The organism is Phycisphaeraceae bacterium (assembly GCA_019636655.1).
In the GTDB taxonomy this organism is placed as follows: Bacteria; Planctomycetota; Phycisphaerae; order Phycisphaerales; family UBA1924; genus JAHBXB01.
In genome coordinates, this window is record JAHBXB010000005.1 from 91,829 (window position 1) to 118,451 (window position 26,623).

Below are 26,623 nucleotides of genomic sequence, written 5' to 3' on the forward strand. Positions count from 1 at the left end.
CCTCACGATGTCAGTCAACGACCCCATCGCCGACATGCTGACCCGGATCCGCAACGCGGCCCGGAACAAGTCCAAGACCGTGTTGTGCCTCAACAACAAGGTCTGCCGCGGCATCGCCTCGGTTCTCAAGGACGAGGGCTTCATCGACGCCTTCGACACCCTGGAGGACGGCCGCCAGGGCAAGATCCGCATCAAGCTCAAGTACGGCCCTCGCGGGGAGGTGATCCTGCACGAGCTCAAGCGGGAGTCCAAGCCCGGGCGCCGGGTGTACAGCAAGGTCGAGGAGCTGCCCCGCCCGCTGCAGGGCCTGGGCATCGCGGTGGTCTCGACGTCGCGGGGCGTGATGTCCGACCGCAAGTGCCGGGTCGACAAGATCGGCGGCGAGCTGCTGTGCACCGTGACCTGATTCGGAACCGAACTACCAACGCTTCCTTCTGGAACGAAGAACGCGACCCGTGTTGAGGTGAGCCATGTCGAGGATCGGAAGGCAGAAAATCGAAGTCCCGGCCAACGTGAAGGTCCTGATCAAGGACTGCAGCGTGAGCATCCAGGGTCCCCTCGGGACGCTGTCGCTGACCCACCGCCAGGATGTGAAGGTGAAGTGGGACGAGGGCGAGAAGGCCATCACGGTTTCGATCGACGACAAGGACGCGGAGAACCGCGTGGTCAACGCCTGCTGGGGAACGACCCGCGCCCTGCTGCGGAACATGATCGAGGGCGTCACCAAGGGGTACGAGAAGTCGATGGAAGTCGTCGGCGTCGGCTGGACCGCGGCGGTGCAGGGCAACAAGCTCAAGCTCGTCGTGGGGTACGCCAACCCGCTGATGATGGACATCCCCCAGGGGCTCAAGGTCACCGTCGAGAAGGCGATCGTGAAGATCAGCGGCTTCGATAAGCGACTGGTCGGGCAGTTCGCCTCCAGCATGCGGGCCCTCCGTAAGCCCGAGCCGTACAACGGCAAGGGCATCAAGTACACCACCGAGGTCATCAAGAAGAAGGCCGGCAAGTCGTTCGGCGCCTGACGCCCGGACGCCCCGATTTGCCGGAAGCCACACGCAGAGCAAAGGTTCACACGATGGACAAGAACAAGCACAAGGCGATGCGGCGAGAGCGCCGGCACCACGGCATCCGCAAGCGCGTCCAGGGCGCGCCGGACCGTCCCCGTCTGGCGGTGTACCGCTCGCTCAAGCACATCTACGCCCAGATCATCGACGACCTCGCCGGTCGCACGCTCGCCAGCGCCTCCTCGCAGGAGGCCGCGGCCCTCGCCGGGGCTCGCACCAGCAACCGCAGCGGCGCCGCCGCTGTTGGGCGGCTGGTCGCCGAGCGAGCGATCAAGGCCGGTGTTGCCACGGTCGCGTTTGATCGCGGCGGCTTCCGGTTCCACGGCCGCGTCAAGGCCCTGGCCGATGCGGCGCGCGAGGCCGGCCTGAAGTTCTGACCCAACCACCACGACCGATCCAATCGATCCTCCTGTCCGCCGACCGATCACGAGACCACGCCATGCCTGAGATCCTTGACGAATCAACACAACTCGAGTCCCACACCGTGGGCGTGTACCGCACGGCCTCGACCGTTGCGGGCGGCCGCCGGTTCTCCTTCGGTGCGCTCGTGGTGGTCGGCAACCGCAACGGCCAGGTCGGCATGGGGTACGCCAAGGCCAACGAGGTTCCCCAGGCCATCGAGAAGGCGCAGAAGTACGCCCGCCGGAAGCTCGTGAGCGTCACCCGCATCGGCACCACGCTCAACCACGAGGTCGAGGGCCGGTTCTCCGCATCGAAGGTCCGGCTCATCCCGGCTTCGCCCGGTACCGGGGTTGTCGCCGGTGGCACCGTCCGCCACATCCTCGAGATGGCCGGCATCTCCGACTGCCTCACCAAGTGCTACGGCTCGACCAACGCACGGAACGTTGTCAAGGCCGTCTTCGCCGGGCTTGAGCAGCTCCGCACGCCCGAGCAGGTCATGGCCCTCCGCGGCGTGACGCTCGACAAGACCACGGTCGCCGAGAAGATCGAGCGCGGCAAGGCCGCCATGCCCGCCGCTCGTACGGGCGAGAAGGCCCGCGGACCCGTGAACACCATCGGCCAGGACCGCAAGGGCCGCGGCGGCCGCGGTGGCGGTGGCGGCCGTCGTCGTCGCGACAGCGGCGGTGGTGGTGGGGGCGGAACCGGTCCGGATTCCCCGGGCTCCGGCCCCGCGACCGCCGGTCCCGATCCCGCTTCCCAGACGACCGCCTGATCTCTGTTCTCGTTCCCTCTTGAACCAATCGGTGAGAGACGCGGCGTCCCACCCGGGCGTCCCTCTCTACGAAGCACAGCACACGGGAGTATCCCGCCATGATGATCCACGACATCACCGCCAAGGCCGGCAAGTACAAGGCGAAGAAGCGAGTCGGCCGCGGACTCGGTTCCGGCAGCGGCAAGACCTCCGCCCGTGGCGCCAAGGGCGCCAAGGCCCGGTCGGGCTACGCCCGCAAGCCCGCCTTCGAGGGCGGTCAGATGCCTTACTTCCGCCGCATCCGGAAGGTGGGCTTCTCCAACTTCCAGTTCGCTTCGCGATTCTGGATCGTCAACCTCCGCGACATCATGGATCACCCCAGCTTCAAGTCTGGCGGCGAGGTGAACGCCCAGACCCTGATCGCCGCGGGCCTCATCCGCGATACCAGCCGCGACCTGAAGATCCTCGGCGACGTCGGCGACCGCAAGATCACGACCAAGCTGGTGATCACCGCGGCCCGGGTCTCGGACAAGGTCCGCCAGCTGGTCACCGCCGCCGGCGGCAGCGTCACCGAGTCTGGTACACGCCGTGATCACCACCGCGGCGTGGATCGCAATGCCGACGACCGTACCCCCAAGAACCTCACCAAGAAGCTGACCCGCTCCCGCGCATCGGGGTCCAAGCCCGTCATCACCGACGAGGCCTGAGGCCCGAACCTGTCCCGGGCCCGGATCGGCCCGGCCCGGTCGGGAGACCGGACACACGGACGAACGAATGCTCCAGGCCCTGATCAGCGTCTTCAGAATCCCGGAACTGCGGACCAAGATCCTGTTCACCATCGGGATGTTGGCGGTCTACCGCATCGGGTACTGGATCCCGGTGCCCGGCGTCGACCAAACGCAGCTCGTCAAGCACTTCGAGCAGGCGATGAGCCAGGAGGGCGGCTCCGCGGCGGCCCGTTTGGCCAGCTTCGTCTCGGTCTTCTCGGGCGGCGCCTTCGGTCACTCGACGGTCTTCGGCCTTGGCATCATGCCGTACATCTCGGCGTCGATCATCTTCCAGCTCTTCGGGACCGTGATCCCGCGACTCAAGAAGCTCCAGGAAGAGGGCCCCACGGGCCGGCAGAAGATCACCGAGTGGACGCGACTCGCGACCGTCGGGCTGTGCCTGGTCCAGGGCGCCTTCTGGCTCAAGTACATCGTCGGCTCACAGCTGGTCTACGAGGACGCCGCCCGCAACCCGATGTGGTGGATCACCGCCACCGCGGCCCTCACCGCCGGCACCGTCTTCCTGATGTGGCTCGGCGAGCAGATCGACAAGTACGGCATCGGCAACGGCGTGTCCATGATCATCACCGCGGGGATCCTCACCCGCATGCCCGCGGCGATCACCTGGGTGGCCCAGAACTTCCAGCCCGGCACCCCGGGCAAGCTCGGCTTCCCGGCGGTCTTCTTCCTGATCGCCTGCTTTGTCATCGTCGTCGCAGGATCCGTGCTGCTCACCGTGGCCCAACGGCGCATCCCGATCCAGCAGGCCAAGCACACGCGCGGCCGGAAGGTTTTCGGCGGGCAGAAGTCCTACCTCCCGCTGCGGGTGAACCACGGCGGCGTCATGCCGATCATCTTCGCTTCCTCGCTCATGATCTTCCCGTCCGTCGTCGCCGGCATGCTCTACCAGCAGGCCCGCACCATCGGCGGCTCCGATTCGACGTGGACGGTGATCACGCGGTGGTTCAGCGACAGCCTCGGCTTCGGCTCGTTCCTTTACGTGATCCTCGAGGTCGTCCTGATCTACTTCTTCTCCTACTTCTGGATCACGGTCCAGTTCAACCCCGAGGACATCTCCAAGCAGCTCAAGGAGCACGGCTCGTTCATCCCCGGCCTTCGCCCCGGGCCGCGGACGGCCGAGTACCTCGAAACAGTCATGGAGCGTCTCACCTTCGTCGGCGCCGCATTCCTCTGCGTGCTGGCGACCACCCCCAACATCGTCAGCAGGGGGCTCAACATCAACCAGGAGGTCACCCAGTTCCTCGGCGGAACGGGCCTCCTGATCGTGGTCGCCGTCATCCTGGACTTCATCCAGCGTGTCGAGGCCAACCTGCTGATGCGGAACTACGCCGGCTTCCTCGGCAGCAGCGCCGAGACCGGTCGCGGCCGCGCCATGCGTGGCCCCCGATAGGTCTACCCTCAACAGCCCCAGGTGGGGCCGAAGGAACAACCGTACCCGAATGGCCAAGCAGGACGACAAGCTGACGCTCGAAGCCGAAGTGGTCGAGGCGCTCCCGAACGCGATGTTCATGGTGAAGCTGCCCAACGAACACAAGGTGCTGGCTTATGTCTCGGGCAAGATGCGGATGAACTACATCCGCATCCTCCCGGGTGACCGTGTCACGGTCGAACTCAGCCCGTACGACCTGACCAAGGCGAGGATTACATTCCGTCACTGACCGAACCGGCGTATCGGCCCCGCCGGGCGGGTCGTTCCGAGACGGACGGACGGAAAAAACAGGTCTAGAATCTCCGCCCCTATCCGGCGACCTTGAGTCCGGGCGGCGGCGCGAAAGGAAGTGGATCGTGAAGGTCAAGAGCAGCGTGAAGAAGATGTGCGGCCACTGCCAGGTCGTGCGCCGCAAGGGCAAAGTTCGGGTCATCTGCAAGGCCGACCCCAAGCACAAACAGGTCCAGGGCTGAACCAGCCCTTCGGAGCGGCGGCATCGGCCGTCGCAACCCGATCCTCAGGAGCGTTCCAGTGCCACGTATCGCCGGTATCGACGTCCCCGACAAGAAGAAGATCTACTTCGCGCTGCAGTACATCCACGGCATCGGCCCGAAGTTCGCGAAGGCGATCCTCGAGGAAGCCGCAGTCAATCCTGAACTGCGGTCCAACGAGGTGAACGAGCAGCAGCTCGCCCAGATCAACTCGATCATCGACAGCAACTACATCGTCGAGGGTGCCCTGCGCCGCCAGGTCAGCCAGAACATCCAGCGTCTGAAGGACATCCGGTCCTACCGCGGCGACCGGCACCGCAAGGGCCTGCCGACCCGCGGCCAGCGCACCCGTTCCAACGCCCGCACCCGCAAGGGCAAGAAGAAGACGGTCGCCGGCAAGAAGGGCGTCAAGGCCAAGTAACGATCAAACGTCCGCACCGATCCGGGTCGCGCGGCCCGGAAACACCGCTCACCGCGGGTATGACCCGATGGGTCAGACGATCCGCAGCGAGGAATCATGGCGAAGAAGGCAAAGAAGCAGCGAAAGAACGTCGTCCGCGGTATCGCCCACGTCAAGGCGACGCAGAACAACACGATCGTCACTATCACCGATATGGACGGCGAGACGATCTGCTGGGACTCCGCCGGCACCATCGGCTTCAAGGGCGCCCGCAAGAGCACCCCGTTCGCGGCGACCCGGGCGGGCGAGTCCGCTGGCCAGAAGGCCCGCAAGATCGGGATGTCGGAGATCGAGGTTCACGTCAAGGGCGTCGGCTCTGGGCGCGAATCGGCCGTGAACGGCCTGGTCTCCACCGGCCTGCGGGTGACCGCGGTCGAGGACCACACCCCCGTCCCCCACAACGGCTGCCGCCCCTCCAAGCGCCGCCGCGTCTGATTTCGCGCCAGCCCGCGGCGTTGCCGGCTCCACCACCGGGTGGGAGCGACGATGCCCGCCGGTATACGACTGTTCCACGCCCCGGAGAGAAGGACGTCACGCCTCGCGGCGGGCGAGACGATCCGATGACCGGCCGGCGTGTTCCTTCAAGGAATGCCGCACACATGAGGTAGAGCCATGCGAATCCGCTGGCGAGGTCTTGAACTCCCGTCCCGGGTCCTCTCTGATTCGAAGTTCCGCAGCGACACGTTCGGCCGGTTCACGGTCGAGCCGTTCGAGCGCGGCTTCGGCACCACCGTCGGCAACTCCATCCGGCGCGTCCTGCTCTCGTTCCTCGAGGGTGCGGCCGTCACGGCCGTGAAGATCAAGGGTGCGTCGCACGAGTTCACGTCCCTCCCGGGCGTGACCGAGGACGTCACCGACATCGTGCTCAACATCAAGAGCCTGATCGTCAAGATGGAGACCGACGAGCCCCGCGTGATGCACCTGCGGGCCAAGGGCCCCGGCGCCGTCACGGCCGAACTCATCGAGGCCGACACCGCCATCAACATCCTGAACAAGAACCTCGTCATCTGCACGCTCACCGACAAGGTTGACTTCGAGATGGAGCTGCGCGTCGGCAAGGGCCGCGGCTACGTCCCCGCTTCCGAGCAGTACAACGACGCCGAGGAGCAGGAGATCGGCCTGATCCCGATCGACGCCATCTACTCCCCCGTCCAGCGCGTCCGCTACAAGGTCGAGGAGACCCGCGTCGGCCAGAAGACCAACTACGACAAGCTCGTCATGGACGTCTGGACCAACGGCACGGTGACCCCGGAGATGGCGCTCGTCGAGGCCGGCAAGATCCTCCGCAAGCACCTCAACCCGTTCGTGCAGTACTTCGACATGGGCCAGGAACGAGTCTCGGACGAGGCCGCCGCCGCTGCGAGCGTCGACGAAGACCTGATCCGCAAGCTCAATATGCCCATCGCGTCGCTGGACCTCTCGGTCCGGGCGAGCAACTGTCTCGAGTCCGCCCGCATCGCGACGGTCGCCGATTTGGTGACCCGGACCGAGTCCGACCTGCTCAAGCTCCGGTCCTTCGGCCGCACCAGCCTCCGCGAGGTCAAGCGAAAGCTCGAGGACATCTCCCTCACCCTGGGGATGCAGCTCCCCGAGGGGGTCAGCGTTTCGGCGCCGGTGTCGTAACCAAGCCACATTCCCGCGGCCCGGGGGCGTTGGTCCCCGGGCACGCGATTTGCCTAGACTTCCCGCCCATCGCCCGGCCGTTCGAACGCCCGGCAGCACGTCCTTTCGGAGTTCCCAGCCATGCGTCACATGCGAGCCGGCTACCGCCTCGGCCGAACCACCGCCCACCGGGCCTCCACGCTCCGCAATATCGCGGCGGCGTTGTTCGAGCACGGCCAGATCACCACGACCATCCCCCGCGCCAAGGCCGTCCAGCCGATGGTCGAGAAGATCATCACGCTGGCCAAGCGGGGCGACCTCCACGCCCGCCGCCTTGTGATCGCCAAGCTCGGCCGCGACCGGATGGCCTTTGATTGGTCCTACATCCCCAAGAACGCGACCGATGAGGAGAAGGCCGCGGTTGGGCGTCAGCGCGACCGTGCGTCGGCGTTCTTCCCGATCCCCGAGGCGTCAACGGTCGAGCGCAACCGCTACGGCGAACTCCGCAAGGCCCCGCGCCTCGTCAAGCACATCTTCGAGAACGTCGCCCCGCGCTTCCGGGACCGTGCCGGCGGCTACACCCGTATTGTCAAGCTGGGCAAGGCCCGGATCGGTGACGGCGGCGAACTGTGCGTGATCCAGTTTGTCGGCGCCGAAGAGGGTCCGGAAATCGGAGGTCAGCCCAGCATCCGCCGCCGCAAGGCCGATCGCCGGACCGCCTACGCGGCCAAGATTCGCAAAGCCGAGCCCGCAAAAGCCTCGTAACGAGAACCGACCGCGGCCTTTCGCGGTATCAGTCACCAGTACCGGCGAGTCGCGCCGCCGGCCCCACTGACGCATCGATCCGCCGGGACCACGAGCGCGACCTGCCCCGGCGATACGTTCCAGGAGATCGACGAATGAAGAAGTTTGCTGCCGGAACCCTGATCGCCGTGGCCGTGACCGCCCTTTTCGCTGGTTGCACCAACAACAAGGCTGCGGGCTCGTGCGAGGGCGACAAGGCCTGCACCGATACCTCGGCCACCTGCGAGACCCAGGCCAAGTCCTGCTGCTCCAGCAGCGCCGCGAAGGCCTGCACCAAGTCCGAGACGCCGGCCAACTAACCCCGCGCCGTCACCATGACAGGTTTGACGAGAGGCCCGCCATTCGGCGGGTCTTTTTCGTTCGACGACGCGCTGATCGTTCGTGTGAAGCCCGGTGCGTCGGGGCTTACACTGGGGGCATGCTCGAAGAACTCCGCGCTCTGGAATCGAATGCCATCGCCGAACTCGACTCCGCCGGTGACCCCGCTGCGCTCGAGGCGTGGCGACTGGCCTATTTGGGTCCGAAGGGCAGGCTCCGCGAAGCGCAGGGGCGATTCAAGGCCGTGCCGCCGGCGGAGAAGCCGGCGGTCGGCGCGAAGTTCAACCAGGTCAAGGCCCAGTTGGAGGAGCGGTTCGCCTCGGTCAAGGAGCGTGTCGGCGCACAGTCGCCCCGTGCCACTGGGCCGATCCTTGACCCCACCGAGCCGGGTGTGATTTCCAGCGGTGAACTCGGCCGCCGTCACATCATCTCGCGCGTTCGCGAGGAGCTGGTCGAGGTCTTCGCCCGCATGGGTTTCGAGGTCGCCCAGGGACCCGAGCTGGAGGACGACGAGCACAACTTCATCAAGCTCAACATCCCGCCGGACCATCCGGCCCGAGACCCCGCGGACAACTTCTACGTGGACGATCCGGCCCGCACCCCGCGTCCCAGGATGCTGCGGAGCCAGACGAGCACGGTGCAGATCCGCGTCATGGAGGCCGCAGTGGCCGTCGCGAGGCAGGCCGCCGCGGCGGAAGGCGAGGATGAATCGGCCGAAGCCCTTGGGCTCGGCGCTCCGGGCCGCGCAGGAAGAGTGGGGGGGCTCGGCGGTCCGATCCGGATTGTCGCTCCCGGCCGCGTGTATCGCCCGGACACCGTCGATGCGACCCACTCGTTCATGTTCCATCAGATCGAGGGGCTGGCGATCGACCGCGGCCTCACGATGTCGGACCTCAAGTCCTGTCTGCTCCAGTTCGCGAAGGCGTACTTCGGTGCCGAAGCACAGGTGCGGCTCCGTCCGTCTTACTTCCCCTTTACCGAGCCGAGCGCCGAGATCGACATGCGCATCCGCCTGCGGCCGGAGCAGCCGCTGAAGTGGATGGAGCTGGGCGGCTGCGGGATGGTCGATCCGGCCGTGCTCGAGCTGTGCGGAATCGACCCGGAGGAGTGGACCGGATTCGCGTTTGGCTTCGGGATCGAGCGACTCGCAATGGGCAAGTACGGCATCCCGGATATCCGTATGCTCTACGAGAACGACCTGCGGTTCCTCCGGCAGGTCTGAGGCAGACTCCCTACTCGACAGGGGCAACTCATGTCTGATTCGACTCCGCCCATGGCCCCGATGGATCAGTTCCTTGATCACGAGGTGCCCACGTGGCCGAAGGTGGTTGGCATCATCAGCATCGTCTGGGCCGGAATCGGCCTGACCTGCGCCGGCTGCGGAGTGGCTGGACTCGCAGCCCAGTCCATGTTTGCCCCTCAGATGGAGGAGCAGTTGGGGCCCATGCCCGACGTGATGCGGGTCTCACCCCTCATGATGGGCCAGATGGCGATCGGCACAGCGTGGGCGTTTGTCCTCCTCGCCGCGGGAATTGCCACGGTCATGAGAAAGCCGGCGGGGCGACCCCTGCACCTCGTGTACGCCATCGGCGGGCTCATCCTCGGTATCGCCGGTATCGCCGTGCAGGTTCAGCATCAACTCGCCATCCTCGAGTTCGCGAACCAGAACCCGGGCAACAAGTGGATCCAGCAGTCTCCGCCCGTGTACGGATGGATCGGTGTCGTGGTGGGCATTGTTTTGGGTCTCTCATGGCCTGTGTTCTGCCTGATCTGGTTCGGCCTCATCAAGAAGCGGGCCGCCGATATTGCGGCCGGCATCCCCCAGCAGGTCGCCTGAACAGACCGTCTTCAGTTAGCGGGCGTTGGCGCCGGATGCGCGACGTCTCTTTCGTCGTTATCCCCTGCTCCGAACTCGCATTTGCGTGGCCACGGTGTAGCTTCAAGCTGCAGCGGGAGAAGCCACATCATGCGATATCGGACATCGAAGCAACAACGTCGACTGGTCACACTCGCGGCGGGCCTTGGCTCATTCGCGGCTGTCTCGGGCGCCTCCGCGCAGGTGCTCAACCCGAACAACGGTCACTACTACCAGGCGATCACGGTTCCCGAGGGCATCTCGTGGGAATCCGCCCGTGTTCTCGCCGAGACGCTCACCTACTCCGGGATGAACGGCTACCTCGTAACGTTCACGACCGAGCAGGAGATGAACTGGTTCGCCTCGTACGAGAACCGTCCCTTCCTCGGCGACGCGATGAACGACCACTACTGGATCGGCGGTTACAAGGCGACGCCCGGTCCCGACCCTGCGCAGGGCTGGGCGTGGGTGACCGGAGAGCCGTTTACCTACACAAACTGGTCCGCGAACGAGCCGAACAACATGGGCGGCCACGAAGACTCCTTGGTCTTCTGGACCTGGGATGGAACGCTCGGTCGTTGGAACGATGACCCGGGCGAAGCGCCTGCGATGGGATTCGTCGTCGAGTATTCGAGCGGCAACCTCGTCCCGTCGCCTGGTCCCGTGGCGCTCATGCTTCTCGGCGGTGGAATCGCGATGCGCCGGCGCCGGTAGGCGGTAGCGGGTTATTGAGCAGTTTTCTTGATCGCCTTGACCCGCCAGATGCGGGTGTTATGCTGACTCTCGACACCCAGTTGTGGAGAGAGAGATGCCCAATAACTTGCGGCTCCGGCGGTCGGTTTTTGTACTTTCCCCGATCCTCTTGGCGACCGCGTCAGCAACGGCTGGCGGCGGCGGGTATGTCTTCAACCCACAGAACGGCAGCTACTACCTCGCGGTGCCGACCGCGACCACCATCAACTGGACCGATGCGTTTGCCGCGGCTGGTTCGATGTTCTACCAGGGCCGGACGGGTCATTTGGCGACCATCACATCCCAAAACGAAATGGACTTTTTCCTCTCGCATCTCCCGGAACTGGGAGACGCGATGAACGAGGACTACTGGATCGGCGGTCGCCGACTCGGCAGCGATCCGGACCCGAATGTCGGTTGGACCTGGATCACCGGCGAGGCCTGGTCGTACACGAACTGGGACGAGGGCGAGCCGAACGGGCTCGCTGGCGGCACCGAGGACTACCTCAAGTTCTGGACCGGGCACGGCATTCTCGGCAAATGGAATGACGACATCAACGATGCGCCAACCCCGGGCTACGTCGTTGAGTTTTCGATTCCGTCCCCGTCGACCGGCGTCGCGTTCGCGGCGGTAGCCGCAGTGGCGACTTCGCGCCGCCGCCGACGCTGATCGTTCGCCCTCGGGCAAGGCATCAAGGAGCCGAGCGGAATCCGGGCCCATCACCGGCCGGATATGACGCCGTCACGCGCGGCATACGTCGCAGGGAACGCCGGCCGTCGGCTCGCGTCCTGCTTGTCAATCCGTGCGCGGATTGCACCTTTCATCTGAATGCTGGAGGCGATGGGATGAACACATGCGACGTCAGCGGCGCGTCTGGGTGTCGGCGGTTCTTGTGTGCACCGTGGTCCCGCTGGCGGGGAGATCGGTCCAGGCCCAAATCCACAACCCCCTGAATGGGCACGACTACCTCGCGATCCCGGCTAAGGGAGGGATTGCCTGGAACGAAGCAAGAGCGGCCGCGGAGTCGATGACCTATCAGGGCCGGCGCGGTCATCTGGCGACGATCACCTCGGCAGAGGAACTGCAGTTCTTCCTCGACAACCTGCCCGATCTGGGCGATGCGATGAACGAGAACTACTGGCTCGGCGGCTACCGCGCCCGCGATGGCGTGAGCCCGGCGGACGGCTGGAGATGGATCACCGGCGAGCCATGGGAGTTCACTAACTGGGACGTCGGTGAGCCGAACGACCTCCGTGGCAACGAAGACTACCTGCAGTTCTGGACCGACGGCGGGGTTCTCGGGCGGTGGAACGACACACCCATCTCTTCCATCGAGCCGGGGTTTGTCGTGGAGTTCAGCGCCCGCGGCGTGAACTGCGGTTCGGATTGGGACGGTGACGGAGTGGTTGAGCCAAGGGACATCGCCGCGTTCGTGCAGGACTGGGTGCGATCGATGGCCGAGGGGCACCTCGTCGCTGACGTGGACCACGACCTCGTGATCACACCGGCGGACCTGACGGAGTACGTCAACATGTGGCTCGATGACATCAACGATGGGTGCTGAAGTCGCCTATTCGAGCGAATAGACCGAGGTCTCTTCGATCAGCAGTTGAGTCGGGTTACGCTCACACTCGTGATCGTGGCTCTCACGCGGAGAGACGTGGCCGGTTCGCTCAGCCGATTGTCGCCGCGCGCAGGTCGCTGTGTCGCTGCGAGATTTCCTCGGTCACGGCGCCGACGAAGGCTTCGAGCGGCATTCCCGGCAGGTCCTTCTGGACTCCCCTGACGCGGGGAGAGACGGTTCCGTGCTCCTCATCGCGAGGCCCGACGACGAGCAGGTAGGGAATCTTCTCGTCCGCGGCGACCTTGATCTTCCCCTGGATCCGGTCGCTGGAGGTGTCGAGGGTGGCGCGAACGCCGGCCGTCTTGAGGGCGCCGAGCACCCGCTCGCCGTACCCCAGCGATTTGTCGCTGATTGGCAGCACCCGGACCTGCTCCGGGCTGAGCCACGTCGGGAACGCTCCGGCGAAGTGCTCGATCAGCACGCCGACGAACCGTTCCATCGAGCCGAACGGGGCACGGTGGATCATCACGGGACGGTGCGGCTGGTTGTCCGGCCCGATGTACGACAGGTCGAATCGCTCGGGGAGGTTGTAGTCCACCTGCACCGTGCCGAGCTGCCACTCTCGTCCGATCACGTCCTTGACGACAAAGTCGATCTTCGGTCCGTAGAACGCAGCCTCGCCCGGCTCTTCGGTGAATGGAACGCCGAGCGACTTCGCCGCGTCGCGGCAGGCGCGCTCGGCCCGGTCCCAGTTGTCGGGATTGCCGATGTACTTCTTGTTGTCCGGGTCGCGAAGCCCGACGCGGACGCGGTAGTCCGACATCCCGAGGGTCTTGAAGATGATCTTGACCAGCGAGAGGCAGCCGATGAGTTCCGCCGGCACCTGCTCGGGCGTGCAGAACAGGTGGGCGTCATCCTGCGTGAATCCGCGGACCCTGGTCATGCCGTTGAGCTCGCCCGACTGCTCCCACCGGTAGACGGTGCCGAACTCGGCAAGGCGCACGGGCATATCGCGGTAGCTGTGCGGCTGGCTCGCGAAGATGCGGATGTGGTGAGGGCAGTTCATCGGCTTGAGCAGGTAACCGTCGACCTCTCCCTTGTCGAGCCTCGCGGCCAGGTCGGCGCAGGAGCATCCCTCCTTCGCGAGCATCTCGAGGGACTCTTGCTCCATGAGCGGCGGGTACTGGCTGTCCTTGTAATACGGGAAGTGCCCGCTGGTGCGGTACAGGTCGAGCTTGCCGATGTTGGGCGTGTAGACCTGGAAGTACCCTTGCTTGCGCAGTTCGCTGGAGATGAAGTTCTGCAGCTCGTTGCGGATGATTGAGCCCTTGGGCGTCCAGAGGATCAGCCCCTGGCCGACCATGTCGTCGATGTGGAACAGGCGGAGCTGCTTTCCGATTACGCGGTGGTCGCGCTTCTTCGCTTCGTCGAGCTGGTTGAGGTGCGCATCGAGTTCCGCCTGCGTTGCGAAGGCCGTGCCGTAGACGCGCGTAAGCCGGTCCGAGTTCTCATCGCCGTGCCAGTACGAGGAGGCGAGGCTCGTGACCTTGACCGCCCCGATGCGGCCCGTGCTCGGCACGTGCGGTCCGCGGCAGAGGTCCTCCCAGTCCTTCCCGGGGACTCCAGTGGCGTAGAACGACAGCGACGCGTTCGCGTCTTCCTTCAGAGCCCGCTCAGCGTTGTCGAGCTTGTACTTGCTGCCTTCCTTCTTGAGTTTGGCCATCCCCTCCGCGGAGTTGCACTCGTAGCGGGTAAACGGCCGGTCCTCGGCGACGATCTTCTTCATCTCGGCCTCGATGGCCGCGAAGTCGCTTGAGGAGAGCGGCCGCTCGGGCGGCACCGCCATGTCGTAGTAGAAGCCGGTCGGCAGCGGGGGGCCGTAGACCAGCCGCACCCCCGGCACGATCCGCTGGATCGCCTCGGCCATCACGTGCGCGGCCGAGTGGCGGATCAGCATGAGCGCATCAGGGTCCGCCGTCTTGTCCCGGTTCTGCGGCGTCACGATCTGCAGCGAGCAGTCGGAGGTGATGAGTGTGCTCAGGTCCGAAAGCCTGCCATCGATCTTGCAGCCCAGCGCGGCCATCGCCAGGCGCGGTCCGATGCTCTCCGCCACCTGGCGAGCCGTCACCGGCTGTTCGAATGACTTCACGGATCCATCCGGGAGCTTGATGTTCGGCATCGATCACCTCGTCAACGGGGCGCACGCCCCGGGGTCAGTAGCATCCATCAACAAAACCGCCCGGCTCGTTGCGGGCCGGGCTTGGTCACATCTTCCGGAGAATCGCGGGCCGGCCGCTACCCGCGTCCAGAGTCGGTCGTCGCAGTCGTCCTCGGGGTGGCACGCCGGTTGAACATATCGGCCAAGCGTAGCGCGGGGGCCCGCTACCGGGCAACCGGGGCTGCCAATACGGCAGCGGGACGTCATGCCAGGGCATACGGGAAGGCTGAATGAAACGCTCAATAGATCGGCTTCTCAGGCTCCTCTCGGACGAGACGACCAACCAACCCAATCCGGCTGACCGGTCACCCAGGCCGGCTCCACCGCCGGCGGATATTGATCTGCTTGATGCCTATTCCCGTGCCGTCATCGGGGTCGTCGAGTCGATCGGCCCGGCCGTCATCGGCCTGTCGGGTCCTCGCTCAGCCGAAGCCGAACCTGACGGCTCGAGAATGCGGGCGGGTTCCGGTTCCGGGATCCTGATCAGTCCGGACGGCTTTGCGCTGACCAACAGCCATGTCGCGGCGGGACGGGCCCGCCTGACCGCCACGACCGCGGACGGGGACCGACTCGATGCCACGCTGATCGGGGATGATTCCGCCACGGACCTGGCGCTCGTTCGGCTGCCAGCTTCGGGCCTGCCCTATGCCCGGCTGGGCGATTCCGGCGGGCTCCGAGTCGGCCAGTTGGTGATCGCGGTCGGCAATCCGTTCGGCCTTGAGTCGACTGTTTCGACCGGCGTCGTATCCGCAACGGGGCGATCGCTCCGCGGGCCGCAGGGTCGGCTGATCGAGGGTGTCATCCAGCACTCGGCCCCGCTGAACCCGGGCAACTCGGGCGGCCCTCTTGTCGACTCCCGCGGCTATGCCATGGGTATCAACACCGCAGTCGTCGCCTCGGGTCAGGGGCTGGGATTCGCCGTGCCAGCGAGTACTGCGAAATGGGTTGTTTCCGAGTTGCTCACCCAGGGACGGGTGCGGAGGGCGTACCTCGGCATCGCCGCCGGCCCCTGCCGCTTGCCGCGGGCGCTGGTGCGAGACCTGGACCTCCTGAGCGAGTTTGCCGTCGAGGTTGCCGTGCTGCAGCCCGGCAGCCCGGCCGCGCGGGCGGGTCTTCGCGAGGGCGATGTCATCGCGTCGCTTGCGGGGAGGTTGGTCGATTCGGTTGATGCGCTGCACCGGTCCCTGTCGCGGCTCGAGATCGGGTCCGCGGTGAGCCTGGCGGTGGTCCGGGAGGGCCGGTTGATGGAGGTTCGCGTGGTGCCGACGGCCGCTCCGTAGCCGACCTGGAACGCCTGCGGACCGGCTTTGACGCCGATCCCGCGGCGTGTCATGATGTGTCCTGTCCCCGCTGCCGGTTCGAGTTCAAGCCGGCCGGGCGAGCGGCCCGGAGCACGGCGTGATCTGTCCCTACTGCGGCAAGAACGACGACAAGGTGATCGACAGCCGGGCGTCAGACGCCGGGAAGGTGATCCGCCGCCGTCGGGAGTGCGTGGCCTGCCGCAAGCGATTCACGACCTACGAGCGTGTCGAGGAGACTGCCCGGCTGATCGTCATCAAGCAGGACGGGACCCACGTTCCCTTCAACCGCGACAACATTCTCCGCGGCATCGTTGCCGCGTGCGGAAAGCGACCGGTCGCCGAGGAGCGCAAGGCCGCCCTCGTGGACGAGATCGAGGAAGAACTGCACCGCGAGTACGAGCGGGAGGTGCCGTCACGGGCGATCGGCGAGAAGGTGGTGCAGAAGCTCAAGGCGACCGATGAGATCGCCTACGTGCGATTCGCGAGCGAGTACTACCAGTTTGAGAAGGGCGAGATGATCAAGGAGTTGCAGCAACTCGACCTGCAGCCCAAGGATGTAAAGGATCAGGCGAAGTTGTTCGAGTAAGGGGCGGGGCAGCAGGAGGCGTGATGACCGGTGTGTGGATGAGTTGGACGATCGCTGGAGCGATCGGGGCTGGAGCGTTGTCGGGCTGCGTCAACCGGCATCAGGCAGCGCCACAACCCGCTGCACAGGCTGCGCCGCCGACCGCACCATCCGGGCCGACGTGGACTCCCGCCGCGGCCGAGCCCCCGGCGCCCGTTGCCCCCGCGGTTCAATCGGTGTGGGACCAGCGACCCTCCTGGTGGATCGATCAGCCGGTGGCGGGCGAGGGCACCCTCTCGGTCGCCGCGATGGCCGACGATTCCAGCCTTTCCGCCGCGCTGCGGGCGGCCGTCGATTCCGCGGCGGTCCAACTCAAGGACCGGCTCGGGAGCGACCCCGATTCGGTCAGCACGAAATCGGACACACTGCGGCTGCCGGACGGTCGCTACCGGGCGTTCGTGCGGTCGACGGCCGCTGTCAAGTGATCCCGGTTCAGCATTTCCCGCCTGCTCAGCCGTTAGAATGACCAGGCTCTGATCTGTTGGGCCCCTGGACCCTGGAGTCTCGCTATGCCGAACAAGGTGTTTGCCAACGCCGCCGACGCTCTGGCCGACCTCAAGTCCAAGGGCGTGCTGCGCGACGGCATGACGGTGATGGTGGGGGGATTCGGTCTGTGCGGCATCCCCGAGCACCTGATCGCCGCGCTCCGGGATTCGGGCGTCCGCGATCTCACGTGCATCTCCAACAATGCCGGCGTCGACGATTTCGGGCTCGGGCTGTTGCTGCAGACCCGCCAGATCCGCAAGATGATCTCGTCGTACGTCGGCGAGAACGCCACCTTCGAGAGCCAGTTTCTCAAGGGCGAACTGGAGGTCGAGTTCAACCCGCAAGGGACGCTCGCCGAGCGGATCCGCGCGGGCGGCGCGGGCATCCCGGCGTTCTTCACCGCCACGGGCGTCGGCACGCCGGTCGCCGAAGGGAAGGAGACGCGTCCTTTCCTCCGCCCGTCCGACGACACGAAGAACCACAACCGCGTCAAGGGGGCGAACGCGGCTCGCCAGCGGGACTACGTGATGGAAACCGGCCTCTTCGCTGATCTCTCCCTCGTCAAGGCGCACACCGCCGACCCGTTCGGCAATCTCGTCTATCACAAGACCGCGAGAAACTTCAATCCGATGATGGCCACGGCCGCTGCATTCGTGATCGCCGAGGTGGAGCGCATCGTTCCGCTTGGCGAGATTGATGCCGACTGCGTGCACACCCCCGGTTCCTACATCGATCGCGTGGTGCAGACCCAGCCGCTGAAGCGGATCGAGCAGCGAACGACGCGAAAGGCCTAGGTTCTGCGCTAAGACCGCGAACCTCGGGGATTCGCCCTTGCGGAATCCGTTCGGCTGGGGTAGTGTGGGTGAGCCCATTCAGGGCGTCAATTCTCTGCACCCCGCTCGGTGCGTGCGAGATTCCACGAAACCCCCAGACGAGGAGGCCTTATGAAGCTCCACGTGCCCGCTGCGATCACATTAGTTCTCGCCTGTGTTGGCTCGGCGATGGCCCAGTCCGATGCCTGCGGCGGCGCTACCGCTGCGGTGCCGGGACAGACCTACACCGGGACCACGGTCGGCGCCACGCGAGATGGGGCCGCGCAGTGCTCGGGCTCGTCGAGCAGCCCGGATGTGTGGTACTCATTTACGAATACCCAGTCCGAACCGCGTCTGCTCGTCGTCTCGCTGTGCGGGAGTTCGTACGACACCTACCTCTCCATCCACACCGGCTGCCCGGGGACCGTGGAGAATCAGATCGCGTGCAACGACGATTCATGCGGGACCAGATCGGTGACCCAGGCCACGGTCGATCCGGGCATCACGGTGGTGATCCGCGTCGGCGGATACACCACCAGCGTCGGCGCCTTTTCGATGACGCTGGACCTGCAGGACCCGCCCCCGCCCCCGTCGACCGGCCCCGACGTGATCGTCGGTGACCTGATCGATGTGGCGAACTACGGGGCCGTCGGCGGGTTTACGGCCTATGCGGTCGGCACCACTTCCTGCAACGCCGGCGATGTGCCGGTTGAGTGGATCTCCGGCACGAACCGTCACCCGCTGATCGCACAGAACATGTACCGCCTGATGAACGGCCGCTTCGAGCAGATCGGCCAGTCCTGGCTCAAGCACGCGTTCCTGTCCGTGAATGGCAGCCTCTGCGGATCGTGCATCAGCCCGCCCAACGGCGGCTCGCAGCTCGGGATCAACTGCTCCGACCCGTACGGCTCGGGGCTTAACGGCTCGCAGTCGAACCTCGGCCCGCGTTCCCACGTCAATGCCACCACCGGGCAGTACCCTTACCCGTTCACCAGCCCGGGTCCGGGCTACATCACGCCGCCCGCCGCGCAGGGAACCATCGGCCGCCGCATCCAGGTTCCCACGACAGATGTGACACCGGCGATGAATCCCGGCGCGGTGTACTTCGTCGAGGGCCACTATGTCACCTCCGACGATGCCATGGCGAACAACGGCCGCAACAACGCCTCCTACCGGAAGATCTCCGTCGCCAGCGCCACGGCGAACCCGGCGTTTATCGGCGCCACGTTCCGGCAACTGCCGGCGATCGTTGCCTGGCAGGCCGAAGATCCGTCTGTCACACTCGTCCCTGTTGACTACCTGGAGGGTACGGTCCTTGCCCGAATCTGGGTCGGAGCCAAGTCCACAAGCAACGGCGACGGCACGTGGACCTATGAGTACGCCTTCCAGAACCTCAACTCGCACCGCAGTGTCGGTTCGTTCAGCGTCGGCATGCCCGTCAGTGCGAGCGTGACCGGCATCGGCTTCCACGCACCGACGTCCCACTCGGGCGAGCCGTACTCCAACGCGGCGTGGACGTCCTCTCGCGTTGGCGCCACGTTTTCCATGGGGTGCACCCCGTTCGCGACCGACGAGAACGCCAACGCCGCCCGCTGGGGTACGCTCTACAACGTCCGGTTCACCTCGTCGGTCGCCCCGGTCATGGGGTCCGCGACGCTCGGTCTGTTCCGCCCCGGAACGCCGGACTCGGTCACGGTCCCGGGCATTCCCGTCCCGACCGCCGCGTGCGCAGCGGACTGGAACCAGAGCGGCGTCGTCGACGTGGCGGACATCGCCCTGTTCGTGAACTCATGGGTCGCCAGCATCGCCGCGCCGGACCTCGTCGCCGACTTTGACCATAACGGCGCCGTCGAGCCGGTCGACGTCGCTGCGTTTGTCCAGGCCTGGGTCGCCGCCGTGGCCAACGGCTGCTGAGTTCGCATACGAACCCGCGGGCGTCGCCCCGGCGCCCGCGGTATCCTTCCGTCATGCCCCTGACCCGAGATCAGATTACCGTCCGTGCCAGCAAGGAACTCCGCGACGGCTTCGTCGTCAACCTCGGCATCGGGATGCCGACACTCGTCGCGAATCACATCCCGCAGGGGATGGACGTTTGGCTGCAATCCGAGAACGGCCTCCTCGGCATCGGTCCGTTTCCGACCGATGCGGAGGTCGATCCCGACTTGATCAACGCGGGCAAGCAGACCATCACCGCTCGGAAGGGAGCGTCCTACTTCTCATCCAGCGACTCCTTCGCGATGATCCGCGGCGGCGGGGTCGACATGTGCATCCTGGGCGCCATGCAGGTCTCACAGGGCGGCGACATCGCCAACTGGATGATCCCAGGCAAGATGGTCAAGGGAATGGGGGGCGCGATGGACCTGGTTGCCGGCGTCAAGCGGGTGGTCGTAGCGATGGAGCACAACGCGAAGGACGGCGGCATGAAGTTCGTCAAGGAGTGCTCGCTCCCGCTGACCGGCCAACGCTGCGTTCACATGCTGATCACCGATCTGGCGGTCTTCACTTTTGACGACAAGGCCAGCCGCTTTCGCCTTATCGAGATCGCCCCCGGTGTCACGGTCGAGGAGGTCAAGGCCAAGACGGAGGCCGAGTTTCTCGTGGCCGAGAGCGTGGCCGTGATCCAGTAGCGACCGGGCTGGGGCCGAGTTTTCCGGTCCAGTTTCGCGAACCCAATCCCCTCTGGGCCGACCTGCACCGTGTGAACACCGACCCGTCACGGGTTCTGGTCGAATTGCTCGTCCTGCGAGCCCAGGCCGGCGATCGTTCTGCCCTCGACACGCTCGTGTCGATCCACCAGTCCGCGTTCCGACGCTGCGCCGATGCGCTGGCGGCCCGCGGCCACGCGGCCGACGCCCTCCAGGAATCGTGGCTCGCGATCGTTCGATCGCTCCCGCGGCTTGACGACCCGGCGAGGTTCCGTGCCTGGGCCTACCGGATTCTGACCAACAAGTGCGCCGACACGATCCGGACCCGGTCCGGTACGCCACACGGCCGGCGCTCCGTACTGGCGCCGGCTGACAAAGGCGCCGCCGATCAGCATTCACATCTGGATCACGAGGATGCCGACGCTGTGCGCCGGGCCGTTTCCGGGCTTCCCTCGCACCTTCGCCAGATCGTTTCGCTCTTCTATGCCGGCGGCCTGGACGTTTCCGAGATCTCGCGGGCACTCGCGATCCCAGCCGGCACGGTCAAGTCTCGCCTCCACACCGCCCGCGAGGAACTTCGGACGATTCTCGAACCAACGGGCTCCCGGCCCGACCCACATGAGTGAGGGCCTTGATCCGCGGCGCACCCGCCCACCGCAACCCACCACGAAGGAGCAACCCATGACCACCTCGATCGACGAACGCATCCGCAAGGCACTGGAATCCGACGCCATGGTCGAGCCGGACCTGCGCGACATGATCGGTGACGTGATCGGCCGACGAACGCACTGGCTCAACATCTTGAGCATGCTCTGGACCGTGGTCTTCCTGGTCCTGGGTGTCTACTGCGCCGTGCGGTTCTTCGGCACGGACGACCTGGTGCTCGTGGTTCGCTGGGGGGTAGGCGTGCTTCTGTGCACCGGCGCCGTCAGCCTGCTCAAGATGTGGTTCCTGATGATCATCAACCGCAACACCATCCTTCGAGAGGTCAAGCGACTCGAGTTGCGGCTTGCCGCGTCGGATCGTGGGGCCTCCGCGTAGCCGCAGGCGGAACAGGAGAGCGCACGCCGGCCCGGCGGAAGCCCTACCCTCGCGAAGACCATTCCTTCACCTCTTTCGGAGTAGAGCCACATGACCCGCTCGCTGATCCTGAGCCTGTGCGCCGGCCTGAGCATCTCCATGTCGAACCTGGCGATCGCGCAGGACGCCCCGTCATCGACGCCACCCTCACAGCCCGCTGGCGGGAAACTCCCGGTTGCCTCCTCAGACGATCTTCCTCGCCACGTTTATCAGATCGAAGGGACGCCCTCCTCCCTCGTGGCCAACGGCGGAGAGGCATTCGATCAGTTCCTCGCCAAGGTTCGCGCCGATGCGGAGTCGGACCTGGCGGCGTACGACATCAAGGACCCGACCACGCTCCAGGGCTACTACCAACTGCTCCAGCAGATCGCGATGCTGCAGCACCGGACGGAAGACGCCCTGGCGTTCACCAACCAGATCCGGGCCCTGGAGCAGAAGGAGTCCAAGAAGCTGATGACCGGTCTGCTCCTGTCGGCGATTGTCGCCGCGGAGAAGGCCTCTGGCGACAACCACGCCGCATTCGACGGCAACTTCCGGGCTGCCCTGAACAAGAGGCTCGGGGCGCTGCCGTGGGACGTTGTTCGCGAGGAGATCCTCTCTGCCAAGGGCCGCGCCGAGATCATCTCCGAATCACTGGTGCTTGGGAGCATTAAGGGCCAACTCGATCCGGTGGTGGCCAACGCCGGCGGTGAACTCAGCAACGATCTGGCCAAGAACCTCGTCAGCGCCCGGATGACCCTCGCCGTCATTCTGCCCGTGCTCCCCGCGGCGGCCGACGTCTATTCACAGATCATCGACAGCCACAAGACCGCCGTCGTCGACATCTGGGGCGACCGTAATGTCGCCCTGGCCGAGTCCGACAAGGCCACTCCGGTGGTGGTCGCCGTTTGGGACTCGGGAGTCGATGTCGACCTGTTCCCCAAGCAGACCTGGACCAACTCCGCGGAGACCGTCAACGGTAAGGACGACGACGGCAACGGCTATGTCGACGACGTCCACGGCATCGCGTACGACCTCGATGCCAAGCCGGTCGTCGAACTCCTCCGTCCGCTCGACGAGCTGCGCTCGGAGAAGTCGCTCGTCACCACCAATACCAAGGGACTCGGCGACATCCGAGCGAATATTGACAGCCCGGAGGCTTCGGCGCTCAAGAAGTACCTCCGATCCCTGAAGCCCGAGGAGGTTAACGCCTTCCTCGAGGACCTCAATCTCTTCGGTGGGTACAGCCACGGCACGCACGTTGCCGGCATTGCGTCCGACGGGAATCCGTTTGTCCGCATCCTTCCGGCCCGGATTACCTTCGATTTCCGCTCCATCCCCACGCACACGCCGACCATCGAGCGGGCCAAGGCCGAAGCAAAGGCCGCCCGTGATACGGTGGCCTATTTCAAGAAGGCCGGCGTTCGCGTCGTCAACATGTCGTGGGGCGGCTCCCGCGGCGACGTTGAGGCGGAACTCGAGAAGAAGGGCTGGGGCAAGGACTCCGCCGAGCGTGCCGAGCTCGCCCGCACGCTCTTTGCGATCCAGCGCGATGCGCTCGCCGAGGCGTTCAAGTCAGCCCCTGAGATTCTCTTCATCGCAGCCGCCGGCAACGCGGACAGCAACAACCAGTTCGAGGAGTTCATCCCCTCCGGCCTCAACCTCCCCAACCTCATCACCGTCGGCGCGGTGGACCAGTCGGGCAAGCCGACCGGGTTCACGTCGTTCGGCGAGAATGTTCACCTCTATGCCAACGGCTTCGAGGTTGATTCCTATATCCCGGGCGGGCAGCGGCTCAAGTTCAGCGGTACGTCGATGGCGGCGCCCCAGGTGGCCAACCTTGCCGGCAAGATGCTTGCGGTGAACCCCTCGCTCACCACTGTGCAGCTCATCGAGATCATGACCAAGAGCGGCGACCCGATGGACGGCAACCCCGACCGTCTCCTGATCAACCCCAAGAAGGCCCTGGAACTGGCCCGCAAGTCCGCCAGTTGATCGAGCGGCGACAGCCGGCAGCGACCACAAACCGATCGCCCGAAACGCCCGGCCAACGAGCCGGGCTTTTTCGTTACGCTACCGCGATGACGTCGCTGGTTCCCTGGTTCGACGCCCACCTGGACCTGGCCTGCCTGGCGGTGCACGCGCGTGACCTGCTCGCGCCGCTCGATCCCGCTCAGGGGCCGTGGCCGCCCGGCGCGATCACGCTGCCGTCGCTTGCCGAGGCGCCGGTGCGGTTCGCGCTCGCCACGATCTTCACCGAGCCCGTCGATTCCGAATCCCAGCAGACCGAGCCCCAGATGTACCCCGCGGGGAACTCCGAGCGGGCCTTCCTTGTCGGACGGGCGCAGCTCGAGGTGTACCTCACGTGGCGAGACCAGAGCGCTGTTTCCCTTGACCTTGTCGAGCTGCTCCGGCCCGAGCCCGGGGTGGGCGAGATCCGCGGCGGGATGGGCGTCGCCGAGACCCACGCGCTCTCGCTCGACCGGCGCCTTGCCCGGCTCCCGCACCACTCGCCGCTCCGCCTTGCCATCCTGATGGAGAACGCGGACCCGATCCGATCACCCGGCGACCTGCAGTGGTGGGTCGAGCACGGCGTGCGGGTCGTGGGGATGGCCTGGGCCAAGCCGTCCCGCTACGCCGGCGGCAACTCGACGGACCTGCCGATTTCCCCTATGGGCCGCGAACTCGTCAAGGAGATCGACCGCCTACGAGTCATCCACGACGCCTCGCACCTGAGCGACCGGTCCCTTGCCGAGTTATTCGAGTTGACCGACCGCGCCCTCATCGCGTCGCACTCCAACTGCCGCGCCCTGGTCGGTGGCGGCGGCTTCGGCGAGAATCAACGGCACCTCTCCGATGAGTCCATCCGCGAGATCACTCGCCGTGGAGGGGTGATCGGCCTCAACCTGTTCAGCACATTCCTCGCGCCGGGGTCACCGCCGCGAGCCCGCATCGCCGACTGCGTGCGGCATATCGAACACATCTGCGCCATTGCCGGTCACACCCGCGCCGTTGGCCTGGGTTCCGACATGGACGGCGGGTTCGGCGCCGATCGTCTGCCACAGGGCGTAGATTCGCCAAAGGACCTGCCGCGGCTTCTTGAGGCGCTCGCTGCCCGCGGCTGGGCGGACGGCGACCTCGCCCGGTTCGCATGGCGAAACTGGGCCGAGTTCTTCGCCTCAACCGCGTGATCTACCTCGTCTCGCCGGCCGCGGCTGCCCGCGCGGCACACACGCCGCACCACGTCGTCGGGTCCTCGAGCACCACCCGCGCGAGCAGGCGTGATGACCCGGCCTCGCTCGCGGCGGACTTTGGAAGTCCCCGCCGGCTCAGGTAGCGATCCTGGAACCGCACCTCGTAGAACTGGTACTGCGAGTTTCCTTCGGTGTACGCGTAGTCCTTCTGCAGGCTCGCCTTGATTCGGTCGATCCGGGTCTGCGGTAGCGGGTGAGTGGCGAGCCACTCGATCGCGCTCCCGCCCTTGCTCTCCCGATCGAGGATCTGCATCACCTGCAGCTGCCCCTCCGGGTTGTACCCCGCCTTCGTCATGTACCGCATGCCCAGGCTGTCGGCCTCGCTCTCCTGATCACGGCTGAACTTGAGCACGATCAGCGAGCCGCCCGCGGCGCCGATCGCCGGCGCCGCCGCGCCCACCGTCGGATCCTTCACCACCGCGCCGACCACCGCGCCCGCCGCGGCCAGGCCGGTGCCGAACAGCGTGGATTGTGCGATCCGCTCGCTCGTGTGCCGCGCCATGACGTGCCCCACCTCGTGCCCGAGCACCCCGGCCAGCTGCGCCTCATTGGTCATCTGATCGGCCAGCCCGCGCGACATGAACACCTTCTCCCCCGGCAGCGCGAAAGCGTTGATCACGTCCGAGTCCAGCAGCGTGAACTCCCACTGCCGTTGCGGGCCGTCCACTTCAGTGTGCACGACGATCTTCTGCCCCACCTCGGTGATGTACGCGCGCAGTTCAGGGTCCTGCACGGCGCCCCCGTACTCCTTGGTGAGTTCCGGCGCCGCCTCGTTCCCAATCTGACGCTCCTGCTCGGGCGTCAGGGTGCTGAACTGCGTCCGGCCTGTCGTCACATTCTTCGAGCACGCCGCAACACCCGCACACACCACGATGGCCAGCACAAGCCGTGAGTTCATCTGCACATCTCCGAAGTACGCCGCCCCTCTCGAATGCTCCCGCTTACCCGCGGGCGATTCCACTGCGGTACCAACGTCAGACTAGCATCCGGATATGCCCTCGACCCCGTCGACAACCCCAGAGCCCGCTGCCCCGGCGTGGACGCAGGCCGAGTTGGCCAATCCGCACTCCAACGAACTCAAACCCGACAAAGTGCGGTCGATGTTTGGATCTATCTCCAGATACTACGACCTGAACAACCGGCTGCACTCATTCTGGCTTGATCAGCACTGGCGCCGCACCGCGGTTCGGGACGCCGGGGTCCAGCCGGCAGATATGGTCCTTGACATCGCTTGCGGCACCGGCGACCTCACGCAGGCCTTCGCCAAGGCGGGCGCGGCCCAGGTTACTGGCCTTGATTTCACCCGCGAGATGCTCGACATCGCGGTTGCCAAGCAGAACCGCCTCAACCCTGAGACCGCGGCAAGAGTCTCCTACGAGTGGGCCGATGCGCAAGACTTACCGAAAGCCGACGCGTCCGCGGACATTGTCTCGATCGCATTCGGCCTCCGAAATGTCGCTGACCCTGCGCAAGCCTTGCGCGAGTTTCATCGAGTCCTCCGGCCCGGCGGCCGGCTGATCATTCTCGAGTTTGCCGATCCCCCGAACCCAGTCGTCCGCTGGGGCAACACCATTTACTGCAAGCACGTCATGCCCCTGACGGCAACCCTGATCTCCGGGGATCGATCCGGGGCCTATCGCTACCTCCCCGCCTCGGTCTCGACGTTCCTGTCGCCAGACAAGGTGTGCGACCAGGTCCGCGCCACAGGGTTCACCGACGTCAGGATCCGCCGCCTCACGTTCGGCGTGTGCGTGTGTTATCGGGCTCTCCGTCCCTAGGACGGTTCATTGCGTCCGTAGTTTCCGGACGTACTCGCACGATCCGCGCCTTATCAGACGCGATTCTGCGCCGATCACGCAAACCCCCAATCTTCACGACTCCCCCGTCCGGCCCTCGATACACCGAAAGCCGCAGTCGCGGCAGCCGGCCCTGCGGGACGCGAGCCGGTGAGCACTATGAGGG

Annotated in this window: 31 protein-coding genes; 29 read left to right on the plus strand and 2 right to left on the minus strand. The window is 65.8% G+C overall.

Going from position 1 to position 26,623, the window contains the following annotated elements; all coding sequences use genetic code 11:
* Nucleotides 1–7 precede the first annotated feature (7 nt).
* From rpsH to KF745_13405, 18 genes are all read left to right on the plus strand, one after another.
* Nucleotides 8–406, plus strand: coding sequence for a 30S ribosomal protein S8 (rpsH, locus tag KF745_13320; protein ID MBX3359393.1), 399 nt, complete (start codon nt 8–10; stop codon nt 404–406).
* 64 nt (nt 407–470) lie between these two features.
* Complete coding sequence (rplF, locus tag KF745_13325; GenBank protein MBX3359394.1) at nt 471–1,022, plus strand: 50S ribosomal protein L6; 552 nt, start codon at nt 471–473, stop codon at nt 1,020–1,022.
* 53 nt (nt 1,023–1,075) lie between these two features.
* The gene (gene rplR, locus KF745_13330; GenBank protein MBX3359395.1) at nt 1,076–1,441 is read left to right on the plus strand and encodes a 50S ribosomal protein L18; all 366 of its coding nucleotides are present in this window, start codon (nt 1,076–1,078) and stop codon (nt 1,439–1,441) included.
* Between the two features lie 62 nt (nt 1,442–1,503).
* Nucleotides 1,504–2,238: a 30S ribosomal protein S5 gene (gene rpsE, locus KF745_13335; protein MBX3359396.1), complete on the plus strand. Its 735-nt coding sequence runs from the start codon at nt 1,504–1,506 to the stop codon at nt 2,236–2,238.
* A 98-nt stretch (nt 2,239–2,336) separates the two neighbouring features.
* On the plus strand, nt 2,337–2,924 hold the full coding sequence (gene rplO / locus KF745_13340) for a 50S ribosomal protein L15 (protein MBX3359397.1): 588 nt from the start codon (nt 2,337–2,339) through the stop codon (nt 2,922–2,924).
* A gap of 67 nt (nt 2,925–2,991) precedes the next feature.
* Entirely contained in the window at nt 2,992–4,395 is a 1,404-nt protein-coding gene (secY, locus tag KF745_13345) for a preprotein translocase subunit SecY (protein ID MBX3359398.1), read from the plus strand.
* Between the two features lie 49 nt (nt 4,396–4,444).
* A complete protein-coding gene (gene infA / locus KF745_13350; protein ID MBX3359399.1) occupies nt 4,445–4,663 on the plus strand; it encodes a translation initiation factor IF-1 in 219 nt (72 codons plus the stop codon).
* Between the two features lie 127 nt (nt 4,664–4,790).
* Nucleotides 4,791–4,907 (plus strand): 50S ribosomal protein L36, encoded by a 117-nt coding sequence (gene rpmJ, locus KF745_13355; protein MBX3359400.1) that lies wholly within the window; start codon nt 4,791–4,793, stop codon nt 4,905–4,907.
* A 58-nt stretch (nt 4,908–4,965) separates the two neighbouring features.
* Nucleotides 4,966–5,346, plus strand: a complete 381-nt coding sequence (gene rpsM / locus KF745_13360; GenBank protein MBX3359401.1) for a 30S ribosomal protein S13 — start codon at nt 4,966–4,968, stop codon at nt 5,344–5,346.
* A 96-nt stretch (nt 5,347–5,442) separates the two neighbouring features.
* Entirely contained in the window at nt 5,443–5,820 is a 378-nt protein-coding gene (gene rpsK, locus KF745_13365) for a 30S ribosomal protein S11 (protein MBX3359402.1), read from the plus strand.
* Between the two features lie 177 nt (nt 5,821–5,997).
* Nucleotides 5,998–7,008, plus strand: coding sequence for a DNA-directed RNA polymerase subunit alpha (locus tag KF745_13370; GenBank protein MBX3359403.1), 1,011 nt, complete (start codon nt 5,998–6,000; stop codon nt 7,006–7,008).
* 120 nt (nt 7,009–7,128) lie between these two features.
* Nucleotides 7,129–7,752 (plus strand): 50S ribosomal protein L17, encoded by a 624-nt coding sequence (gene rplQ / locus KF745_13375; GenBank protein ID MBX3359404.1) that lies wholly within the window; start codon nt 7,129–7,131, stop codon nt 7,750–7,752.
* Nucleotides 7,753–7,886: 134 nt separating this feature from the next.
* Nucleotides 7,887–8,090, plus strand: coding sequence for a hypothetical protein (locus KF745_13380; protein ID MBX3359405.1), 204 nt, complete (start codon nt 7,887–7,889; stop codon nt 8,088–8,090).
* 119 nt (nt 8,091–8,209) lie between these two features.
* Nucleotides 8,210–9,331 carry a phenylalanine--tRNA ligase subunit alpha gene (locus KF745_13385; GenBank protein ID MBX3359406.1) on the plus strand — a complete coding sequence of 374 codons (1,122 nt, stop codon included), beginning with the start codon at nt 8,210–8,212 and terminating at the stop codon, nt 9,329–9,331.
* Nucleotides 9,332–9,382: 51 nt separating this feature from the next.
* Entirely contained in the window at nt 9,383–9,946 is a 564-nt protein-coding gene (locus KF745_13390) for a hypothetical protein (GenBank protein ID MBX3359407.1), read from the plus strand.
* Nucleotides 9,947–10,075: 129 nt separating this feature from the next.
* Nucleotides 10,076–10,678 (plus strand): hypothetical protein, encoded by a 603-nt coding sequence (locus tag KF745_13395; GenBank protein MBX3359408.1) that lies wholly within the window; start codon nt 10,076–10,078, stop codon nt 10,676–10,678.
* 94 nt (nt 10,679–10,772) lie between these two features.
* A complete protein-coding gene (locus KF745_13400) occupies nt 10,773–11,366 on the plus strand; it encodes a hypothetical protein (protein MBX3359409.1) in 594 nt (197 codons plus the stop codon).
* Nucleotides 11,367–11,550: 184 nt separating this feature from the next.
* Nucleotides 11,551–12,261 (plus strand): hypothetical protein, encoded by a 711-nt coding sequence (locus tag KF745_13405; GenBank protein MBX3359410.1) that lies wholly within the window; start codon nt 11,551–11,553, stop codon nt 12,259–12,261.
* Nucleotides 12,262–12,370: 109 nt separating this feature from the next.
* Here the strand turns inward: KF745_13405 and thrS are convergent, their stop codons facing one another.
* Nucleotides 12,371–14,440: a threonine--tRNA ligase gene (gene thrS / locus KF745_13410; protein ID MBX3359411.1), complete on the minus strand. Its 2,070-nt coding sequence runs from the start codon at nt 14,438–14,440 to the stop codon at nt 12,371–12,373.
* Nucleotides 14,441–14,709: 269 nt separating this feature from the next.
* Between thrS and KF745_13415 the strand changes: the two genes are divergently transcribed.
* From KF745_13415 to KF745_13460, 10 genes are all read left to right on the plus strand, one after another.
* Complete coding sequence (locus KF745_13415) at nt 14,710–15,759, plus strand: trypsin-like peptidase domain-containing protein (GenBank protein MBX3359412.1); 1,050 nt, start codon at nt 14,710–14,712, stop codon at nt 15,757–15,759.
* 118 nt (nt 15,760–15,877) lie between these two features.
* On the plus strand, nt 15,878–16,366 hold the full coding sequence (gene nrdR, locus KF745_13420) for a transcriptional regulator NrdR (protein MBX3359413.1): 489 nt from the start codon (nt 15,878–15,880) through the stop codon (nt 16,364–16,366).
* A 23-nt stretch (nt 16,367–16,389) separates the two neighbouring features.
* Nucleotides 16,390–16,830: a hypothetical protein gene (locus KF745_13425; GenBank protein MBX3359414.1), complete on the plus strand. Its 441-nt coding sequence runs from the start codon at nt 16,390–16,392 to the stop codon at nt 16,828–16,830.
* Nucleotides 16,831–16,914: 84 nt separating this feature from the next.
* Nucleotides 16,915–17,685, plus strand: a complete 771-nt coding sequence (locus KF745_13430; protein MBX3359415.1) for a CoA transferase subunit A — start codon at nt 16,915–16,917, stop codon at nt 17,683–17,685.
* A gap of 150 nt (nt 17,686–17,835) precedes the next feature.
* Nucleotides 17,836–19,617, plus strand: a complete 1,782-nt coding sequence (locus KF745_13435; GenBank protein ID MBX3359416.1) for a hypothetical protein — start codon at nt 17,836–17,838, stop codon at nt 19,615–19,617.
* A gap of 53 nt (nt 19,618–19,670) precedes the next feature.
* Entirely contained in the window at nt 19,671–20,330 is a 660-nt protein-coding gene (locus KF745_13440; protein MBX3359417.1) for a CoA transferase subunit B, read from the plus strand.
* A gap of 71 nt (nt 20,331–20,401) precedes the next feature.
* A complete protein-coding gene (locus KF745_13445; GenBank protein ID MBX3359418.1) occupies nt 20,402–20,974 on the plus strand; it encodes an RNA polymerase sigma factor in 573 nt (190 codons plus the stop codon).
* Nucleotides 20,975–21,029: 55 nt separating this feature from the next.
* Nucleotides 21,030–21,389: a hypothetical protein gene (locus KF745_13450; GenBank protein MBX3359419.1), complete on the plus strand. Its 360-nt coding sequence runs from the start codon at nt 21,030–21,032 to the stop codon at nt 21,387–21,389.
* 90 nt (nt 21,390–21,479) lie between these two features.
* Nucleotides 21,480–23,402, plus strand: coding sequence for a S8 family serine peptidase (locus tag KF745_13455; protein ID MBX3359420.1), 1,923 nt, complete (start codon nt 21,480–21,482; stop codon nt 23,400–23,402).
* Nucleotides 23,403–23,488: 86 nt separating this feature from the next.
* Nucleotides 23,489–24,598: a dipeptidase gene (locus KF745_13460; GenBank protein ID MBX3359421.1), complete on the plus strand. Its 1,110-nt coding sequence runs from the start codon at nt 23,489–23,491 to the stop codon at nt 24,596–24,598.
* A gap of 1 nt (nt 24,599) precedes the next feature.
* On the opposite strand, the gene KF745_13465 is transcribed toward KF745_13460, so the two are convergent.
* On the minus strand, nt 24,600–25,559 hold the full coding sequence (locus KF745_13465) for a M48 family metalloprotease (protein ID MBX3359422.1): 960 nt from the start codon (nt 25,557–25,559) through the stop codon (nt 24,600–24,602).
* 94 nt (nt 25,560–25,653) lie between these two features.
* Between KF745_13465 and ubiE the strand changes: the two genes are divergently transcribed.
* Nucleotides 25,654–26,439 (plus strand): bifunctional demethylmenaquinone methyltransferase/2-methoxy-6-polyprenyl-1,4-benzoquinol methylase UbiE, encoded by a 786-nt coding sequence (ubiE, locus tag KF745_13470; protein MBX3359423.1) that lies wholly within the window; start codon nt 25,654–25,656, stop codon nt 26,437–26,439.
* The last annotated feature ends 184 nt before the right edge of the window (nt 26,440–26,623 follow it).

Excerpts from the sequence above, each read along its gene's own strand:
- rpsH (MBX3359393.1), top strand. The coding sequence starts at position 8 with ATGTCAGTCAACGACCCCATCGCCGACATGCTGACCCGGATCCGCAAC.
- rplF (MBX3359394.1), top strand. The coding sequence starts at position 471 with ATGTCGAGGATCGGAAGGCAGAAAATCGAAGTCCCGGCCAACGTGAAG.
- rplR (MBX3359395.1), top strand. The coding sequence starts at position 1,076 with ATGGACAAGAACAAGCACAAGGCGATGCGGCGAGAGCGCCGGCACCAC.
- rpsE (MBX3359396.1), top strand. The coding sequence starts at position 1,504 with ATGCCTGAGATCCTTGACGAATCAACACAACTCGAGTCCCACACCGTG.
- rplO (MBX3359397.1), top strand. The coding sequence starts at position 2,337 with ATGATGATCCACGACATCACCGCCAAGGCCGGCAAGTACAAGGCGAAG.
- secY (MBX3359398.1), top strand. The coding sequence starts at position 2,992 with ATGCTCCAGGCCCTGATCAGCGTCTTCAGAATCCCGGAACTGCGGACC.
- infA (MBX3359399.1), top strand. The coding sequence starts at position 4,445 with ATGGCCAAGCAGGACGACAAGCTGACGCTCGAAGCCGAAGTGGTCGAG.
- rpsK (MBX3359402.1), top strand. The coding sequence starts at position 5,443 with ATGGCGAAGAAGGCAAAGAAGCAGCGAAAGAACGTCGTCCGCGGTATC.
- KF745_13370 (MBX3359403.1), top strand. The coding sequence starts at position 5,998 with ATGCGAATCCGCTGGCGAGGTCTTGAACTCCCGTCCCGGGTCCTCTCT.
- rplQ (MBX3359404.1), top strand. The coding sequence starts at position 7,129 with ATGCGTCACATGCGAGCCGGCTACCGCCTCGGCCGAACCACCGCCCAC.
- KF745_13380 (MBX3359405.1), top strand. The coding sequence starts at position 7,887 with ATGAAGAAGTTTGCTGCCGGAACCCTGATCGCCGTGGCCGTGACCGCC.
- KF745_13385 (MBX3359406.1), top strand. The coding sequence starts at position 8,210 with ATGCTCGAAGAACTCCGCGCTCTGGAATCGAATGCCATCGCCGAACTC.
- KF745_13390 (MBX3359407.1), top strand. The coding sequence starts at position 9,383 with ATGGCCCCGATGGATCAGTTCCTTGATCACGAGGTGCCCACGTGGCCG.
- KF745_13395 (MBX3359408.1), top strand. The coding sequence starts at position 10,076 with ATGCGATATCGGACATCGAAGCAACAACGTCGACTGGTCACACTCGCG.
- KF745_13400 (MBX3359409.1), top strand. The coding sequence starts at position 10,773 with ATGCCCAATAACTTGCGGCTCCGGCGGTCGGTTTTTGTACTTTCCCCG.
- KF745_13405 (MBX3359410.1), top strand. The coding sequence starts at position 11,551 with ATGCGACGTCAGCGGCGCGTCTGGGTGTCGGCGGTTCTTGTGTGCACC.
- thrS (MBX3359411.1), bottom strand. The coding sequence starts at position 14,440 with ATGCCGAACATCAAGCTCCCGGATGGATCCGTGAAGTCATTCGAACAG.
- KF745_13415 (MBX3359412.1), top strand. The coding sequence starts at position 14,710 with ATGAAACGCTCAATAGATCGGCTTCTCAGGCTCCTCTCGGACGAGACG.
- KF745_13425 (MBX3359414.1), top strand. The coding sequence starts at position 16,390 with ATGACCGGTGTGTGGATGAGTTGGACGATCGCTGGAGCGATCGGGGCT.
- KF745_13430 (MBX3359415.1), top strand. The coding sequence starts at position 16,915 with ATGCCGAACAAGGTGTTTGCCAACGCCGCCGACGCTCTGGCCGACCTC.
- KF745_13435 (MBX3359416.1), top strand. The coding sequence starts at position 17,836 with ATGAAGCTCCACGTGCCCGCTGCGATCACATTAGTTCTCGCCTGTGTT.
- KF745_13440 (MBX3359417.1), top strand. The coding sequence starts at position 19,671 with ATGCCCCTGACCCGAGATCAGATTACCGTCCGTGCCAGCAAGGAACTC.
- KF745_13450 (MBX3359419.1), top strand. The coding sequence starts at position 21,030 with ATGACCACCTCGATCGACGAACGCATCCGCAAGGCACTGGAATCCGAC.
- KF745_13455 (MBX3359420.1), top strand. The coding sequence starts at position 21,480 with ATGACCCGCTCGCTGATCCTGAGCCTGTGCGCCGGCCTGAGCATCTCC.
- KF745_13460 (MBX3359421.1), top strand. The coding sequence starts at position 23,489 with ATGACGTCGCTGGTTCCCTGGTTCGACGCCCACCTGGACCTGGCCTGC.
- KF745_13465 (MBX3359422.1), bottom strand. The coding sequence starts at position 25,559 with ATGAACTCACGGCTTGTGCTGGCCATCGTGGTGTGTGCGGGTGTTGCG.
- ubiE (MBX3359423.1), top strand. The coding sequence starts at position 25,654 with ATGCCCTCGACCCCGTCGACAACCCCAGAGCCCGCTGCCCCGGCGTGG.